Consider the following 16,359-nt stretch of genomic DNA (forward strand, 5'->3'; position numbering starts at 1 on the left):
CCATGGCCAATATCCTGTCATCCGTCACCGTCATCGAGATGGGCACCTATATCACCGGTCCGGCGGCAGCGATGCAGCTGGCCGATCTCGGTGCCAATGTGATCAAGGTCGAACGTCCGGGCATGGGCGATCCGTTCCGTGCCTTCAAGGGCGAGCTCTATTCCCCGCATTTCCAGACCTATAACCGGAACAAGCGGTCCATCGCCCTCGATACCACCAAGCCGGAAGATCTGGAGGTCATGCATGGGCTGATCCGTGACGCCGATGTTTTCATCCAGAATTTCCGCCCCGGCGTGGCCGAAAAGCTCGGTGTTGGCGAGGATGACCTGCGGGCCATTCGCCCCGATCTGATCTATTGCGCCATCTCCGGTTTCGGCCGGACCGGTCCCGGTGCGGAACGCCCGACCTTTGATACCGTAGCACAGGCTGCGAGCGGTTTTCTGCGGCTGGTGACGCCGCCGGAAAATCCGCGCGTGATCGGCCCGGCGATTGCCGATGCCATCACCGGCCAGTATGCCGCCACCGGCATCATGGCGGCGCTGCTGGAACGGGCGAAATCGGGCAAGGGCCACCGTCTCGACATCTCCATGCTTGAGGCCATGTGCCATTTCAATCTGGACAGCTTCACCCATTATTACAGCGAGGGCGAGATCATGGGGCCGCTCAGCCGCCCATCGGTTTCGCAGTCCTATACCTTCCGCTGCAAGGACGACAAATGGATTGCCTTCCACCTGTCGTCACCGGAGAAATTCTGGACCGGCCTGCTCACCGCCACTGGACAGGAGGCACTGGCCAGTGACCCGCGCTTTGCCAAGCGCCCGGACCGTATTGCCAATCAGGATGAACTGATCGCGATCTTCACTCCGGTCTTTGCCTCGGCGGACCGCGATATATGGTGCGAACGGCTGCTGGCCAATGAGGTGCCACACTCACCGGCCTATGATTCCAATGAAGCGCTGGAGGATGCACAGGCGCAGCATCTCGGCATCAAGGTATCCGCCGAGCATCCGCAGATGGGCACCTTCACCACCGTCCGCCCACCCTATACATTCGACGGCGAAACCGACCGGACGGTCGTGCCACCGCCAGTTCTGGATGAACATGGAGACGATATCCGGCGCCGCGTAAAATCAGCCACTTGACCGGCGTAAATCCGGCGTACTCCGCCGAACGCCTTCTACTTCATGGCCCGGAACTGATATAGCCATGAGAACGTTGCCCCCATGAGCAAGCCGACAAGCTGGGATTGACCGGAATGTCGCAAACTCGGGAAAGGGCCCGATCGACAGGACCATTGTATGTCGCAGTTACAGACCAAAACCGGGCCCGCCAGCCAGCACCCAAAGAAACAGAAAAAAGCCGAGAAGCCAGCCGAGTATGTCGAGGGGCTGGCCAAAGGGCTGGCGATCATCGAATGCTTTGATGCCGGGCATCGCGAGATGACCCTGAGCGAAGTCGCCCGCCGGGTGAATATCTCACCGGCGGCAGCACGGCGTTCGCTGCTGACCCTCATGTCGCTCGGCTATGTCGGCCAGAGCGACAAGCGGTTCCACCTGCGGCCCAAGGTCATGGCACTCGGCACCGCCTATTACGTATCCGCACAGATCGAGGAGTTGCTGCAGCCGGATCTGCGCCGGGTCGTGGAACTGTTCGGTGATGCCTGCTCTGTCGGCACCCGTGACAACCAGCATGTAATCTATATCGCCCATGTCTCGGTTCAGCGCGCCCGACGCGCCTCGGCCATGGTCGGTGCCCGCTACCCTGCCTATGCCACCTCGCTCGGCCGGGTTCTGCTCTCCGGCCTCAGTGATGCGGCGCTGGACGATTATCTGGCAGAGGCCGACCTTCAGCCACTGACCGGCAAGACCGTGACCGACCGTGAGCAACTGCGCGAGATCGTGATCGAGACCAGAAAGAACGGCTATGCCACGGCGGTGGATCAGCTCGATTACGGTGTAACGGCACTGGCCGTACCCATTCGCGGACAGGGCAACGAGATCATCGCGGCCCTCAATACATCCGGCTATACCGGCATGGTCAGCCCGGAACAGCTGGTCTCCGAACGGCTGGTGGAAATGCAGCGCACGGCATCGGCGATTACCGCTGCTATTGCTCGCTATCCGGCACTGGCTGCATCAATACGCTTTTAGACCCGGCATCGCCGTCTCGTCCGGCCCGACGCTCGGCGAGCATCTTCATCACCGCACGACCTATTGGCAGCAGTACCACCAGTGCAGTCATGATCAGCAGCACCAGCGCAATCGGCCGGTCGAGAAAGACCGTCGCATCGCCGCGGGCAATGGTCATGGTCCGGCGCAGGTTATCCTCGACCAGCGGGCCGAGGACAAAGCCGAGCAGCACCGGCGCGGGGCTGAAGCCGCTCTTCACCAGAAAATAGCCGAGCACACCGAAGAACAGGGTGACGTAGATATCGAACGGGTTATTGGCGACGCTGTATGAGCCCATGCAGATGAAGAACACAATGATCGGCAACAGGATCGAGGCAGGCACCGACAGCAGCCGCACAAACACGCCGATCATCGGCAGGTTGAGCATCAGCAGCATGACATTGCCGAGCCAGAAGCTGATGACCAGCCCCCAGAACACTTCCGGCTCGGTCGGGATGAAGCGTGGGCCGGGGACGATGCCATGCATCATCATGGCACCGAGCAACACCGCCATGACCACATCGCCGGGAATACCCAGCCCGAGGGTCGGAATGAAGGCGGTCTGAACCGCCGCATTGTTTGCCGCCTCGGGTGCCGCAACGCCAGCCGGTTCGCCAGTACCGAACTTATCGCCCGCCTTGTTGGTCTGTTTCTCGAAGGAATAGGCCATCAGGGACGCAACCGTCGGCCCGGCACCTGGCAGGGCACCGATGACCGCCCCGACCGAGGCACCGCGCAGGATCGGCGCCACCAGTTTGCGCAGAATGCTGCGCTCGGGGATCAGATCGGCGAGACGCACCCGCTCGACTTTCGCTGGCGAGGCATCGGACTTGCGCGCTGCCTCCATCTTCATCAGCACTTCGGCAACCCCGAACAGCCCCATGGCCACGGGGATCAGGCTCAGCCCGTCACTCAGTTCGAGAAAGCCGAGGGTGAAGCGGGCAGTGCCACTGTTGCTGTCGAGGCCGACCACACCGAGCAGCAGCCCGAACAGCACCATGATCAGCGATTTGACCGGCGCACCACCGCTGAGCGTGGCGGCCGAGACCAGCCCCAGCAGCATGATGGCGAAGTATTCGGTCGAGTGAAATTTGAGCGCGATGGCCGCAATGAACGGCGCAAAGAACATCAGCAGCAGGATCGAGATGCTGGAACCGCAGAAGGATGCAAACGCATTGATGAACAGCGCCAGCCCGGCACGGCCCTTCTGCGCCATCGGGTAACCATCAAGCGCGGTGATCGCGGTCGAGGGCGTTCCCGGCAGGTTCAGCAGGATCGAGGCAATCGACCCGCCATATTGCGCACCATAGAAAATGCCCGCAAGCATGATCAGGGCGACGGTCGGCTCCATCCCGAAGGTCAGGGGCAGACAGACCGAAATCGCCGCCAGCGGGCCGATACCCGGCAGGGCACCGATCAGGGTGCCAAGGGTGACACCGATAAAACAGAACAGCAGGGCATCCGCCTGAAAGGCAACCTGGGCACCGAGTGCGAGATTGGACAGCAATTCCATGTCAGAGCAATCCTGCAATCAGGGAAACCGGGATGCCCAGTATCTGTCCGAAAATGAGATAGCCGCCGATCGAGAGGCCAACCGCCGTCGCAACCTCCCGCAGCGGGTTGAACCGTCCCTGTCCGAGCGCGACACAGCACACCATGGCAAGAGCTGCAGCAAGGATACCGGCGAGTTCGATCAGCAGGGCAAAACCGGTAATGCCGATTGCGGTCCATAGCAGACAGCGCAATTCGAGGACGATATCATCGCCCGGCACCGTCAATGCCTTGAGCGCTGCCATCGCTGACAGCACGGCAAGGGCGATGCCGAGCCATGTGGGGAAGAAACCCGGACCGATGCGTCGCAGGGAGCCGAGACCATAACCCTCGCCGACCACCGCGATCACGATCCCGGCAATCATCAGGGCACCGGCTATCACGGCCTCTGCACGCCCATTCACACGAATGGTCCAGAACATTTCTTCCCCTTGGTTTCAGCAGCCTGTGTTTTCAGGCTTTTGTCATTTGGCTGATTATGATCAGTCGACCTGGGCTTTCGCCGCATTGGCGATATCGCCCCACTTCTTGATCTCCGCAGAGATGAAGCCAGGCAGCTCATCAAACTTCAGCTTGCCTGGACGAATACCATTTTTCTCGAAATGCGCCACAACGGCGTCATCCGCGAGACCTGTCTGAACCGCACCATAGAGCTTCTCCAGCACCGGCTTCGGGGTACCGGCAGGGGCCGCAAGCAACCACCAGGCAACCAGATTGAAGTCAGGATAGGTATCGGCAATCGCCGGAACGGTCGGTGCCACCGGGCTGCCATCTGCACCGCTGACGCCAATCGCCCGCAGGGTGCCTGCGTCGATATTCGGCAGGGCCGCAACCGGGTGATAGAACATGAAGTCGACTTCGCCGGACATGACAGCGGTCAGGCCCTCGGCTCCGGAATTGAACGGAATGTGCAGCATCTGGCCACCGCTCTCGATACCGAGCAGCTCACCGGCCAGATGACCGGAAGTACCGTTACCGGCAGAGGCGAAGGTAAGGCCGTCACCAGACTTGGAGGCCGCAATCAGATCATCGAGGCTGTTGTACGGGGAATCGCTGTCGACGACGAGCAGGGTCGGGGTATAGCCAACCAGCGCGATCGGCTCGAGATCGGCCTGCGGATCATAGGGCAGGTTGTCATAGAGCGAGACGTTGATCGCCAGCGTACCGACAGTACCCATGGAAATCTTGTAGCCATCGGCATCGGCCTTCACGACCTCGACGGTACCGATGCTGCCACCGGCGCCGGGACGGTTTTCCATGACGAATGGCTGACCCAGATCCTGTGACATGGCATCGCCCAGTATGCGGGAAACCAGATCGGTCGAGGTACCAGCACCGAACGGCACCACCATGGTAACCGGGCTGCTCGGATAATCCGCCGCCTGTGCGGTTCCGAAGGCCAGAGCCACCGGCAGTGCAACCGGCAGCGCAAGAAATTTGAAGAATTGTCGCATAGTTGAAGTCCTCCCTAATGCATTCTCTGATATTTTCGTATATCGAAAATTTTTTCGTTATTTGAAGATTAAAGAACCATACCAACATCGTCAAGCCGAATGGGGCTTGCACCATGATGTTTCACGCTATGGTTGAAAGGCCGGAAACCGTTTGCGGATCAACTGCCCGCGATGGTCATGCCCTCGATCCGCAGGGTCGGGGCGTCGACGCCGTATTTGCGCTCGAGATCATCGGCCACGGTCATGGACATGAACATATCGAGCAGATTGCCGGCGATGGTGATCTCACCGACCGGATAGGCGATCTCGCCATTCTCGATCCAGAACCCGCCAGCCCCGCGCGAGTAATCACCGGTAACCATATTAACCCCCTGCCCCATCAACTCGGTGACATAGAGGCCGGTACCGGTTTCGCGGATCAGCTCTTCTGGCGAGATACGCCCGGCGGCAAGCACCAGATTGCTCGGTGACGGGCTCGGATTGCCGGATGATCCGCGTGACGCATGGGCTGTGCTCTCCAGCCCCAGTTGCCGGGCAGAACGCAGGTCGAGGAACCATGTAGTCAGGGTGCCGTTCTCGATGATGTTCCGGCGCATCGGGGCCAGTCCCTCACCGTCGAACGGGCGCGAGCGCAGCCCGCGTTTGACGAAGGGATCATCCACCACCAGCGTACCGATCGGCAGGATCTGTTCACCCAGCTTGTCCTTCAGGAAGCTGACGCCACGGGCGATGGACGGGCCGTTGATCGCGCCGCTCAGATGGCCGAGGATCGTGCGCGATACCCGCGGGTCAAAGACCACGGGATATTTGCCGGTCGGCACCTTGCGCGGGTTGAGCCGCTTGATCACCCGCTCACCGGCGGTCTTGCCGATCTGGGCTGCCGGTGGCAGGTCGCTGCGATAAACCTTGGAGGCATAGTCGTAATCGCGCTCCATCTTGGTACCCTCACCGGCCAGAACCGAGACGGATACCGTGTGCCGGGTCACGGCATAGCTGGCGAGGAAACCGTTCGAGGTGGCAAGGGTCACGCGGGTCTTGCCATAACCGGCATCCGCGCCCTCGGAATTGGTGACACCGGGTACCGCACGGGCCGCCGCCTCGGTCTCGTTCGCAACCTCGATCAGGCTTTCGGTGCTCGGCTCGGTGTTGTCGAGGCTGTCCACATTGACCAGCTCTGTTGCCAGCTGTCCCTTGTCCGCGATCCCGGCATAGGGGTCTTCGGGTACTGCGCGGGCCATGGCGACGGCCTGCTCAACCAGTGTCTGGATGCTCTCGGGCTTGCGGTCACCGGTGGAGACATTGGCCACCTTCGTGCCGACGAATACCCGCAGGCCGATTTCCTGACTTTCCGAGCGCTCGATGGTTTCCGGCTTGCCCAGACGCTGACCCACATTGATCGAGGTCTGGTCGAACATGACCGCATCGGCGGCATCCGCGCCATAGGATTTGGCACGCTTGATAAGGTCACCCAGAAAAGTCGTGTCGCGGTCGCGATCATAAGCCATATCGAGAAAGTCCGTTTTGTCAGCCGGCAGGTAAAGAAATCGAGCCGTATCGATCAGCCCGAGGCAGAACGCCTATACAATATCCGTCCAATGGTATGTAACAGGGTGCACGGGCAAAACAAGCAGCCGTCTTCCATCAATGAGCATTTTCACCACAGAAAATACCTATCGCCTCACCCGGCTGGCAGCACGCCGGGCGCTAACCTATCCCTATGACTGCGCCTACAGGCCAATGATCGTCACCGGCGGCGGCTTTCTGCAGCCAAGGGTCCGGGCATGGACCGCGGAAGATGATACGGCAGCCCTGCTGCGCGGACGCGCGCCAACGCTGGCGGTCGGCTCGAACCGGGCGGCCCGGCAACTGGCGCGCAAATATGCCGATTGGCGCGAACCGCTCGCCATCCCGGTCTGGCCGGTCTGGGTCAACGGCATCGATGTGCATTTCGCGGCCTCGATCGGCCATTACGGTGCAATACCAGCAACCCCGGTGCGGGCACCCGGCACCATCTGCGCCATGATGCTGGTTTGGCTGACCCCGTCGGAATTTGTGCGCATGGACGAGACCGAGGGCCTCGGCATTGCCTATGACCGCTTCGATGTACCGGTTGAGGCTGACAGCGGCGTGCCCGGCGACGTCAGCAGCGTGGTACTCTATCGCCACCGCGCAGGCACCATCGCCACTTTCGGACACCGTTCGATCGGTATGGCGGAACTGCCGGTGCATGACCGGCGGCAGGCGCGGATGAGCCAACCGGCAATGCAGCGCTTCCTGTGCCGTCGCCTCGCGCCCGGTATCGGCCTGAACCAGTTCATTGCCGGCAATATTGCCGATCCGCTGTTGCGTCAGCGCCGGGTTGACCGGCTCGCCCGGCACGCCATTGCTCCATGGCAACCCGCAGAGACTGACCGGCAGGGCACAGTGTCCGGCAAAACACCACCGATCACGCTGCAAACCTTGCTGCTGTGACGCATTCTGCTTAAGTATCGCGGTCATGACCATGCCGATCAAAACCAACCAGTTCATCTGGAACGAACTGGCCACCAGCCGCCCCGATGTCTGCCGTGAATTTTACGGCAGGGTTTTTGGCTGGAAGAGCCAGCAGGTTGATCTCGGTGATTTCGGCACCTATTCGGTCTGGCTCCATGAGGGTCAGGGCATCGGCGGCATGCTGCACATGGATGATGCCGATGGCGAGGAAGCGATCGCCTTCTGGACCTCCTATATCGCGGTCGAGGATGTGGACGCGACGGCGAAACAGGTGATTGATGCCGGTGGCGCGATCCGTCTGCCGCCGACCAATATCCCGGAACTGGGCCGTATCTCGATCATCTCCGACCCCACGGGGGCCGTGGTAGCGCTGATCCGCCCGGATGAAGGCCAGCCGGAAGAAGTGGATGACGAAGCTGGAGATAACGAAGCAGGGAACGGCGCATAAGCGCTAGATCGGCGGGCTCATCGCCATGCCAAAACCGGCCAGCGCCAACCAGCCGACCCAACGGTTTGACCGGAAAATCGCCAGCCCGCTCGCCGGATCATCCTGTCGCCAGGCCTGCAACTGCCAGAAGAAGTGCATGGCCACCGGTATCAGCCACAGCGCCGACAGCCAGTGATCACCGCTGACCCCGATGGTGGCGATCACCCAGCAAACCCAGGCAATGATGTAAAACCCCGCAATCCACGGCGCGCTGTTTTCACCCAGACGCAAGGCCAGTGACTTGACCCCGGCCTCGACATCATCCTGCTTGTCCTGATGGGCATAGATGGTGTCATAGCCGAGCGTCCAGAAGATGCCACCGAGATAGAGCACCAGCGGCGGCCATGACAGGGTGCCGGTCATGGCGACCCAGCCGACCAGCGCCCCCCAGTTGAAGGTCAGACCGAGAGAGAATTGCGGCCAGTAGGTGATCCGCTTCATCAGGGGATAGGTCACCACCAACAACAGGGATGACGCGCCGATGGTGATGGTCTGGGCATTGAACTGCACCAGCACAAGGAGGCCGATCAGGCATTGCACGGCAAAGAACATGATTGCCTGAGCCAGCGTCACCTCACCCGATGGCAGGGGGCGGCTGCGGGTGCGCTCAACCCGGGCATCGATATTGCGGTCGAGAATGTCATTGATGGTGCAACCGGCCCCGCGCATGACCACGGCACCGATGGCGAACAGCAGTGCATACCAGAGCTGGACCGTCTGAGGCACCGGGCTGGCCAACACCAGTGACCACCAGCAGGGAAACAGCAGCAGCCAGGTACCGATCGGCCGGTCGAGCCGCGCCAGCCGGATATAGGGCCCGGCGGCGGCAGGCAGCAGCCGCTCGATCAGGCTCCGCCGGGTAATATCCGTATGACCCGCTCCCGTTGCAGGCGCTTTTTCAGCGTTCGTGACGTCAGCGGCTGGGGCGTCTTGGTGCTCTGGGGTCATAGTGCGCGATGGATCATGGACAGTGCAGTGCTCCGGGAGTATCTAGCAAGGCAACAGCCTGATGCCAAATATCGTGATGATTTCCCGATGGATATGTCCACAAGCCCAAACCGCACCAGCACCGATCTGGCCACCAGACTTCATGTGGAAGAGGATCTGCGGCAGGGCGAACCCGTAATCCTGTCATCGGACCGCGCCCATTTCCTCGGTCGCGTCCTGCGCCTCGCTCCTGGGGCCGAACTGGCCCTGTTCAACGGGCGGGACGGGGAATGGCGGGCGGAGATCACGGCCATTTCCAAGCGCGATGCCACGGTTACCCCAACAGTGCAGGAACGCCCGCAACCCGTACTGTCATCAACGCTCACCCTGATTATTCCACCAATCAAGAAGAACCGCGCCGACTGGCTGATCGAGAAGGCAACCGAGCTTGGGGTTACCACGATTCAACCGGTTCTGAGCGAACACACATCGGTCCGGGACGTGAAATTGGATCGCTGGCGGAAAATCACTGTTGAGGCAGCCGAACAATGCGAGCGCCTCGACCTGCCCGAGATCCTGCCACTGACCCCGCTGGCAACCGTCCTGCAGGGCTGGGACAGCGCGGATCGCCTGCTGATCGCGGCTGAACGTGACACCACCATTCCGTTGCGGCAGGACACGCTGCCCGCTGGCAATCTCGCAATCTTGATCGGTCCGGAAGGCGGGTTCAGCAGTACGGAACTTGACCTCTTCACCGAATTGCCATTTGCTGACCGCATCAGTCTCGGACCACGGATATTACGGGCCGAAACGGCTGCCCTGTCCGCACTTGCGATTGTCCAGAACCTCCGGCAGTCAGAAACCTGACCCGCGACGCAACCTGTCATACAAACATAGGCGAAACAGCCATGTCCGGCCCGACCAAACCCGACCATATGCCGATTACCGACCGCCGACAGCTGGTCGAGGAACTGGAACTCGGCTGCAAACCGGCCGACCAGTACAAGATCGGCACGGAGCATGAGAAATTCGTGTTCTGTAACAAGAACCTGAAGCCTGCCGCCTATGATGGTGAAAAGGGCATCCGCACGATCCTGACGGAGCTGCAGGGCATCAGCGGCTGGAAACCGATCATGGAGGGTGAACATATCATCGGCCTGACGGGGGATGGTGCCTCGGTCTCGCTCGAACCAGGTGGGCAGCTTGAACTATCCGGTGCGCCGCTGGCTACCATCCACCAGACCTGCAGCGAGTTGAAAAAGCACCTGACGCTGGCCAAGACCGTCGGCGACCGGCTCGATATCGGTATGCTCGGCATGGGTTTCTCTCCCAACTGGCGGCGGGACGAGATCAACTGGATGCCCAAGGGGCGTTACGCCATCATGCGTCGGAACATGGAGCGTAAAGGCTCGCTCGGCCTCGATATGATGAGCCGGACCTGTACCGTGCAGGTCAATCTCGACTTCTCCACCGAAGCCGACATGATCAAGAAGATGCGCGTCTCGCTGGCGCTGCAGCCACTGGCCACCGCGCTGTTTGCCAACTCGCCCTTCACCGAGGGCAAGGTAAACGGCTATGAGAGCTACCGCGCCCATATCTGGACCGATACCGATGCCGACCGTACTGGCGGTCTCGAACTTGCCTTCGAGGACGGGTTCGGGTTCGAGCGCTATGTGGATTATGTGCTCGATGTGCCGATGTATTTTGTCTATCGCGACGGCCAGTATCTCGACGCCTCGGATATGTCGTTCCGGGATTTCCTCGCGGGCAAACTGCCCCTGCTGCCCGGTGAGCTACCGACCATCTCGGACTGGCGCGACCACCTGACCACCGTCTTCCCCGATGTGCGCCTCAAGCGCTATATCGAGATGCGTGGAGCCGATGGTGGTGCCTGGGACAATCTCTGCGCCCTGCCCGCGATCTGGGTCGGGTTGCTGTATGATAACGATGTACTGGATCAGGCGGACCGTCTGGTCAGCGACTGGACCGCCGAAGAGCGCGACAGCCTGCGCAAGCTGACCCCGACCCATGGGCTCAATACTCCATTCCGGGACGGCACCCTGCGCGATCTTGGCAAAACCGTTCTCGACCTTGCCCGCGAAGGGCTGAAGCGCCGCGCCGAACTCGACTGGGTCGGTGTCGACGAGCGTGGCTTCCTGAATCCGCTGTTCGAGACTGTGGAAACCGGCATCACCCCGGCGGCAGAGAAGCGCAAACGGTTTGAGACCGAATGGAACGGTGCCATCGAACCGTTGTACCGGGAGTACGCATACTGATGAGCACTTCCACAGAACAGGATGGACTGGCGAGCATCTGCAAACAGATATTGCTCAGCCCCGATCATGCGGAAACCCGGCAACGCATGCTGGGCCTGATTGGCACCGCATTCTGCCTGTTCACCTTCATGTTTGTGGCTGGCGTCTCAACATCAGAAGCGCCCAGGGTGGGCGCTCTCAATGTTCTGATCTGGGCCTTGATACGCTCGGTGCCACTGACCCTGATTGCGGGCGTTACAACGCTTGTCGTTACGGCTATTCGTTACAGAAAACAGCAACGTCAGCAATCAGCAGACTGAATCGTTTGACGGGTAAAAAACCTGCTCATCCAGAATGCTTAGGATTGCCTCTTCAAACCGGGCGAGTGAAACCGGCTTTTGCAGATAGGCACCGAGGTTGAGCGCTTGCACTTCGGCAGCAATCTCTTCCCACTGTCGCCCCGTGCACATCAGGAACGGCGTATCTGCATTCGGACCATCACCGTCTCGCAACTCGCGCATAATGTCTGTACCGACAACATCGGCGCCGAGATCCCTGTCCATGACAATCGCATTGAATGTGTGCTCTCTGGCTAGACTCTTGGCGCTGGCAAGATCGGCAGGCAGGCAGACAGACCAGTTGAGTATGTTTGCGTACTCGGCAATCAATCGACGGTTCGCCGGATCATTATCAATACACAACAGTCTCAGCGCATCGCTGACTTTATGGTCATGGAAAAATCTGCCCATGGGGGATACCTCGTCTGGTTACCGATGGGCGTTATAGGGGGCGTGGGCAGCGACCGTTCTAGCCGCCACCCACATGGCTCTTCCCACCGAGTATCGCTTTCACGCGATGACAGGGAGATACTTACCTATACGTAAAGTTTCCAGTTCAGGCAGCGTTGTAACAATGTGAAACGCTTATATTTCAACCATATACAGAGACACAAATCAGACGGTCTGGGATCAGTTAAAACTGAGACTATTTATATCGTCTTCATACATAGAGATGATTTCCGGCATATTCAGCACTGACCGGATGCTCGACATCGGGTCATCGGCATTGAGTCCCGAGTTGCGCAGCATATAGGTCAGGCGCACAATTTCCCGCTCGGCACCGAGGCGCACAGCAGCGGCAAGCGCCAGCGGGATGCCCCTCTCATCACCGCTGGCGATAATGATCTCGGCCTGATTGAAGGCCCGGTCGAAATCACCCTGACGGTAGTAATAGACAGACAGCGGAATCCGGAACCAGCCTGGCGGATTTGGGCTCATGCCGATACCCCGGTAAATATCCTCCACGCCCTCATCCCACATACCTCGTCGGATCTTGTTCCAACCCAGCATGACCCGAGGATCAGCCTTGGACGGATTAAGGGTGACTGCCCATTCATAACATTTGCGCGCCTCGTCGAGTGCGCCTTGGGCCATCAGGATATTGCCCATATATTCATGGCCGGAAGCATCGGTCGGGTCGAGCCGGATGGCCTGACGCGCCGCTTCCAACCCCTCGATCAGCGCCGTACGATCTTCAAGATCACTTTGCTTGCTCCAGTCGAGAAAACGCATAAGCGCATAAGCAGCCCATATACTGGCGTCCTGGGTGTCATTCTCGATCAACTCATTAAGGCACTTGTGAACCTTTGGCTCAAGCAACTGGGATTTGGTTGCGTCATAGGCATGCCACTGCAACAGGCATTCATAACTGCTGCCCCCCTCAAAGGCACCGATCCGCTCCTGCAACTCGATATGACGCAAGCCATTGGCCTCCATGATGCCTGTTGGCGCCCCGATTTGTGCAACAATCGTCCGTACGCTGGTCAGCATCCGGCTCCACAATTCATCATCGACGACATCAAAATCCCGGGTCGTGCTCCAGATGACATTGGCAGTATCGGCATCAGATAGTGTCATGGTCAGGCGTATATTGTCCTGTATCTGGCTGACGGCACCTCCAATCCGGTAATCCGCAGCAGGATGCACCTCAATCTGCCGCGACTCTTCAAATGCTGGCACAGACCGGATACGCAACGTTCTGAAATGCGACAGGTCAGAGACCAGCTGAACCTGTATGCCATCAGCGAAATAGCGGAATTCTGGATCGGTAATATTATTTGCGAACCGCTCCACCTCAATGATCGGCGGCGAGAGTTCACCGCCGCCAAGATCAACCGGCAAGCCGTAATGCTCGCCATATTGCCGGATCAGCAAGATCACCAGACCACAAAGCAGCAGCAGGCCGACCACCCCGGCAAATACCGGCAGACCCGCACGGACGGCCCAGGTGGATGGCAGCGGAAATACACGCCGGGGCGTCACGGCTGGTTCGACCGGCTCCGGTTGTTCAACCTCGACAAATTCAAAGGATGGTTTGTAGGTTCCCTTGGGAATGATGATCCGCAGCGGCTGTGTTGCCCCCTGCGTGGCATAGAAATGATCCAGCGCCTGCCGCAGGCGGTTCATCTCGACCCGGACGATGCTGTCGCTGCTCGGGTCGAAATCATCGCCGCGCCCGAGGCCAAGGGTACCGATCGTATAGGCTTTCAGGTGATCACTGCGCCCCTCGAGGGTTTCGTCGACCACAAAGCGCAGCAGCTCGCGCAGGCGGGATTTCTCACCCAAGACACCGCTTGTGATGATCTCTTCCGTTGCTGCTTCGATTTGATCGCGGTCAAGCGACAGATCAACTTGCCTGCTCATAGCCAAAGGTCAGTTAGGTTGTTTCGGGCGCTGTGCAATTTTTATATGTCTTATGATTTAGCACAGATTGTTAAACGCGAAACTAACCTAGCATATTTTATTACGCAGCAAAGGGAATTAACCCCCTAATTTTCAGGTGTTTTTGCCGCCCCTGCAGGGCAATCACCGGTCAGGCCGTGGCTGGGGGTCGTCCAGATCACGTTTCGGTGCGGGGCCGTTTCTGACGATTGGGCGCGCCTGTTCCGCACGCTTGTCCGACAATTCCTGCCATTGTTGTCGCAGGGCCGGGTCGAGGACACCGGCAGCCTCATGCCGCTCAAGCTGCCGGGTGACAAATCCCTGCAATCGGTCAAGCGCAGCTGCTTCATCGCGGCCATCAGCCATGCCCATTATCGCATAGGTCTGTTCCGCCGGGCCATGCTGGCCAGTGGCGATCAGATAGTCACCGGCACCGATCAGCGCCCGCCGGGCCAGCACGCCGATATCATTGGCTGCTTGCGCAATCATATGGCTGTCGGTTTCGGACACACCTAGTGCCGCTGCTGCCGTGGCAAGGTCAGCGAGGTGGTGGATCGCCTGCGCACCAACCAGATCGGCCGGATCATCCTTGAACTTGCCGATAAAGCCGCGGGCAGGCTCGTCAGGATTGCGGGCATCGGTCACCGTGCCTGGCAGCAGGTTATCGAGCGTGGCTGGCAGGGCCCCGGCGCGCATACCGCTCATCAACTCGCCGGCGCGAACTGCCCGCTCCCCGGCCTGTGCCGTCATCAGGGCATTTTTCACATCATTGCTGACCAGCCGGAAATTGACCGCAACCTGCCCGAGCAGGGGTACTGCTCGCGGCATGCCCTTCTCGCTGGTCACATCATCATGGGCCTGGGCAATCGCTTCGGCATCGACACCGGCCTTCTTCAACCCGGTCGCCAGCTTGCCTTCATCGCGGATGCCATAGAGATCCTGCTGTGCCTCACGGGGCAGATCGGCCTCCGCCTTATGGATGGCGAGCAGCTTGGCCTGCAGCTCAATCGCCTTATCCTTGTCAAAGCGTACCACAGCCGCGATCAGCGAGGCTGTTGGCTTGTTCAGGATTTCACGAAATCGGGCAGTAGACATCAGGCTGACGGGCTGCGTTTGGACATATCATTACACTATCGCAGCGTAAGGAAACCGCAAACGGCAAGCTATTGGGCATTCAGGGAAACCAGCCACAGGTTCTTGTTGAAATTCATATGCGGCATATAGCGGCTGAACCGATAGTCCAGCTTGGAATCATGGCCGATTTCACCATGCAGACCGAATGGCGGAATAAATGCCTGGGACGAATTGTAATACTGCTCGGTCCGATCCGATTGCCCCACATGCTGCATGCCATAGCCGGAAATATCGTCATAACCGACCGGGCGATAGAGCAGCGCCCGCAAGCCGTCGACACTGCGCATCAGGATACGCTTGGGCGTACCGGTGCGCAGGGCCTGAGCCACGGTATCGCGCACCCCCAGCGTATTGGAGGCGACGAAAATAATCGTATGACCCTTGAAGTCGAAGCTGCGCCCATCGGTCGGCACAACGGTGATTTCCTTGTCCAGCCCAAGATTGCGCAGCATCCGGTTGGCCACCTGGCAGCAGCGCGGGTTGTGATCCAGTACCGTGATCGGCACCCCGGCCATGTCATAGAGCATGATCGCAGTCAGCGGCAGCGCGCCACCGCCAACAATCGCAATCCGGTCACGGGCACGGGTCAGGGACAGCCCCGGTTCACCGCGATGCAGCAGTCCGAGTTCGGTATCACAAAGGCCGGTATAGTTATCATAGTACCAGAATTGCCGGAGCGTACTGGACGACATCCGACGCTCCTTAAGCAACTGCTCCGACCACGCCCGCTCAATGCGTCGTTCGCCAGCACACATGCGCGATTGGGCAAAGCCGGCCAGATTGCGCACCCGCTTGTCGAACATCACCGACATCTCGACCGCCGGGGACAGTGGTGCCCGGAGCAGGTCGAAGAAACCGGCAAAATCATTGCGGATGGCCTTGTCGCCATCGAGTGAGTTGGGCAGACGACGCAAGGCCATGACGTTGCGCATGACCGCATTGAAGACCCGGTCACCGCCGGTTATCTCATGGATCGGCAACACATCCTCGGGATCGACCGATGGCGGGCGATTGCCACGTCCCCACAGCTTCGCACGGCCACCGTGCAAACCGTGGCCGAGCGATTCATGGTCAGGCGGCAGCGGCACCATGCCCTCTTCGAGCTTGGCGTTATTCGCAATCTGAACCAGCGATTTCGGTGCAAGTGATGCCATCATCAAGCAGATGCCA

Annotated in this window: 16 protein-coding genes; 7 read left to right on the top strand and 9 right to left on the bottom strand. The window is 59.8% G+C overall.

From position 1 onward, the window contains the following. Window positions 1-2 precede the first annotated feature (2 nt). Complete coding sequence (locus CBB62_10540) at window positions 3-1,142, top strand: carnitine dehydratase (protein ID OUT40216.1); 1,140 nt, start codon at window positions 3-5, stop codon at window positions 1,140-1,142. A gap of 156 nt (window positions 1,143-1,298) precedes the next feature. After that, window positions 1,299-2,150, top strand: a complete 852-nt coding sequence (locus tag CBB62_10545) for an IclR family transcriptional regulator (GenBank protein ID OUT40217.1) — start codon at window positions 1,299-1,301, stop codon at window positions 2,148-2,150. On the opposite strand, the gene CBB62_10550 is transcribed toward CBB62_10545, so the two are convergent. The 4 genes from CBB62_10550 to CBB62_10565 all read right to left on the bottom strand — a co-directional run bounded on the left by CBB62_10550 (window position 2,107) and on the right by CBB62_10565 (window position 6,678). Then, entirely contained in the window at window positions 2,107-3,681 is a 1,575-nt protein-coding gene (locus CBB62_10550) for a hypothetical protein (GenBank protein ID OUT40218.1), read from the bottom strand. The genes CBB62_10545 and CBB62_10550 overlap by 44 nt on opposite strands. Window position 3,682: 1 nt before the next feature. Beyond that, the gene (locus CBB62_10555; GenBank protein OUT40219.1) at window positions 3,683-4,141 is read right to left on the bottom strand and encodes a hypothetical protein; all 459 of its coding nucleotides are present in this window, start codon (window positions 4,139-4,141) and stop codon (window positions 3,683-3,685) included. 60 nt (window positions 4,142-4,201) lie between these two features. Further along, on the bottom strand, window positions 4,202-5,173 hold the full coding sequence (locus CBB62_10560; GenBank protein ID OUT40220.1) for a hypothetical protein: 972 nt from the start codon (window positions 5,171-5,173) through the stop codon (window positions 4,202-4,204). A gap of 158 nt (window positions 5,174-5,331) precedes the next feature. After that, window positions 5,332-6,678 carry a modulator protein gene (locus CBB62_10565; protein OUT40221.1) on the bottom strand — a complete coding sequence of 449 codons (1,347 nt, stop codon included), beginning with the start codon at window positions 6,676-6,678 and terminating at the stop codon, window positions 5,332-5,334. Window positions 6,679-6,817: 139 nt separating this feature from the next. Here CBB62_10565 and CBB62_10570 point away from each other — a divergent pair, with 139 nt between their 5' ends. Together CBB62_10570 and CBB62_10575 are read left to right on the top strand one after the other, a co-directional pair. Then, on the top strand, window positions 6,818-7,645 hold the full coding sequence (locus tag CBB62_10570; protein OUT40222.1) for a hypothetical protein: 828 nt from the start codon (window positions 6,818-6,820) through the stop codon (window positions 7,643-7,645). A 25-nt stretch (window positions 7,646-7,670) separates the two neighbouring features. Beyond that, a complete protein-coding gene (locus CBB62_10575) occupies window positions 7,671-8,114 on the top strand; it encodes a hypothetical protein (protein ID OUT40223.1) in 444 nt (147 codons plus the stop codon). 3 nt (window positions 8,115-8,117) lie between these two features. Here the strand turns inward: CBB62_10575 and CBB62_10580 are convergent, their stop codons facing one another. Next, a complete protein-coding gene (locus tag CBB62_10580; protein ID OUT40224.1) occupies window positions 8,118-9,101 on the bottom strand; it encodes a 4-hydroxybenzoate polyprenyltransferase in 984 nt (327 codons plus the stop codon). Window positions 9,102-9,194: 93 nt separating this feature from the next. Between CBB62_10580 and CBB62_10585 the strand changes: the two genes are divergently transcribed. Genes CBB62_10585 through CBB62_10595 form a run of 3 tightly spaced genes read left to right on the top strand, consistent with a single transcriptional unit; the run spans window position 9,195 to window position 11,655 of the window. Next, complete coding sequence (locus CBB62_10585; GenBank protein OUT40282.1) at window positions 9,195-9,947, top strand: 16S rRNA (uracil(1498)-N(3))-methyltransferase; 753 nt, start codon at window positions 9,195-9,197, stop codon at window positions 9,945-9,947. Between the two features lie 41 nt (window positions 9,948-9,988). Further along, a complete protein-coding gene (locus tag CBB62_10590; protein ID OUT40225.1) occupies window positions 9,989-11,356 on the top strand; it encodes a glutamate--cysteine ligase in 1,368 nt (455 codons plus the stop codon). After that, complete coding sequence (locus CBB62_10595; protein OUT40226.1) at window positions 11,356-11,655, top strand: hypothetical protein; 300 nt, start codon at window positions 11,356-11,358, stop codon at window positions 11,653-11,655. Before CBB62_10590 ends, CBB62_10595 begins: the two co-directional genes overlap by 1 nt. Here the strand turns inward: CBB62_10595 and CBB62_10600 are convergent. The 4 genes from CBB62_10600 to CBB62_10615 all read right to left on the bottom strand — a co-directional run bounded on the left by CBB62_10600 (window position 11,644) and on the right by CBB62_10615 (window position 16,346). Further along, window positions 11,644-12,084: a hypothetical protein gene (locus CBB62_10600; GenBank protein ID OUT40227.1), complete on the bottom strand. Its 441-nt coding sequence runs from the start codon at window positions 12,082-12,084 to the stop codon at window positions 11,644-11,646. The two genes, CBB62_10595 and CBB62_10600, sit on opposite strands and share 12 nt — an antisense overlap. A 219-nt stretch (window positions 12,085-12,303) precedes the next feature. Continuing rightward, window positions 12,304-14,037 carry a hypothetical protein gene (locus tag CBB62_10605; GenBank protein OUT40228.1) on the bottom strand — a complete coding sequence of 578 codons (1,734 nt, stop codon included), beginning with the start codon at window positions 14,035-14,037 and terminating at the stop codon, window positions 12,304-12,306. Between the two features lie 162 nt (window positions 14,038-14,199). Further along, complete coding sequence (locus CBB62_10610) at window positions 14,200-15,150, bottom strand: hypothetical protein (protein ID OUT40229.1); 951 nt, start codon at window positions 15,148-15,150, stop codon at window positions 14,200-14,202. 68 nt (window positions 15,151-15,218) lie between these two features. Next, window positions 15,219-16,346 (bottom strand): hypothetical protein, encoded by a 1,128-nt coding sequence (locus CBB62_10615; protein OUT40230.1) that lies wholly within the window; start codon window positions 16,344-16,346, stop codon window positions 15,219-15,221. Window positions 16,347-16,359 lie beyond the last annotated feature (13 nt).

This window comes from Micavibrio sp. TMED2, assembly GCA_002168225.1.
Classification (GTDB): domain Bacteria; phylum Pseudomonadota; class Alphaproteobacteria; order TMED2; family TMED2; genus TMED2.

Excerpts from the sequence above, each read along its gene's own strand:
- CBB62_10540 (OUT40216.1), top strand. The coding sequence starts at position 3 with ATGGCCAATATCCTGTCATCCGTCACCGTCATCGAGATGGGCACCTAT.
- CBB62_10545 (OUT40217.1), top strand. The coding sequence starts at position 1,299 with ATGTCGCAGTTACAGACCAAAACCGGGCCCGCCAGCCAGCACCCAAAG.
- CBB62_10550 (OUT40218.1), bottom strand. The coding sequence starts at position 3,681 with ATGGAATTGCTGTCCAATCTCGCACTCGGTGCCCAGGTTGCCTTTCAG.
- CBB62_10555 (OUT40219.1), bottom strand. The coding sequence starts at position 4,141 with ATGTTCTGGACCATTCGTGTGAATGGGCGTGCAGAGGCCGTGATAGCC.
- CBB62_10560 (OUT40220.1), bottom strand. The coding sequence starts at position 5,173 with ATGCGACAATTCTTCAAATTTCTTGCGCTGCCGGTTGCACTGCCGGTG.
- CBB62_10565 (OUT40221.1), bottom strand. The coding sequence starts at position 6,678 with ATGGCTTATGATCGCGACCGCGACACGACTTTTCTGGGTGACCTTATC.
- CBB62_10570 (OUT40222.1), top strand. The coding sequence starts at position 6,818 with ATGAGCATTTTCACCACAGAAAATACCTATCGCCTCACCCGGCTGGCA.
- CBB62_10575 (OUT40223.1), top strand. The coding sequence starts at position 7,671 with ATGACCATGCCGATCAAAACCAACCAGTTCATCTGGAACGAACTGGCC.
- CBB62_10580 (OUT40224.1), bottom strand. The coding sequence starts at position 9,101 with ATGACCCCAGAGCACCAAGACGCCCCAGCCGCTGACGTCACGAACGCT.
- CBB62_10585 (OUT40282.1), top strand. The coding sequence starts at position 9,195 with ATGTCCACAAGCCCAAACCGCACCAGCACCGATCTGGCCACCAGACTT.
- CBB62_10590 (OUT40225.1), top strand. The coding sequence starts at position 9,989 with ATGTCCGGCCCGACCAAACCCGACCATATGCCGATTACCGACCGCCGA.
- CBB62_10595 (OUT40226.1), top strand. The coding sequence starts at position 11,356 with ATGAGCACTTCCACAGAACAGGATGGACTGGCGAGCATCTGCAAACAG.
- CBB62_10600 (OUT40227.1), bottom strand. The coding sequence starts at position 12,084 with ATGGGCAGATTTTTCCATGACCATAAAGTCAGCGATGCGCTGAGACTG.
- CBB62_10605 (OUT40228.1), bottom strand. The coding sequence starts at position 14,037 with ATGAGCAGGCAAGTTGATCTGTCGCTTGACCGCGATCAAATCGAAGCA.
- CBB62_10610 (OUT40229.1), bottom strand. The coding sequence starts at position 15,150 with ATGTCTACTGCCCGATTTCGTGAAATCCTGAACAAGCCAACAGCCTCG.
- CBB62_10615 (OUT40230.1), bottom strand. The coding sequence starts at position 16,346 with ATGATGGCATCACTTGCACCGAAATCGCTGGTTCAGATTGCGAATAAC.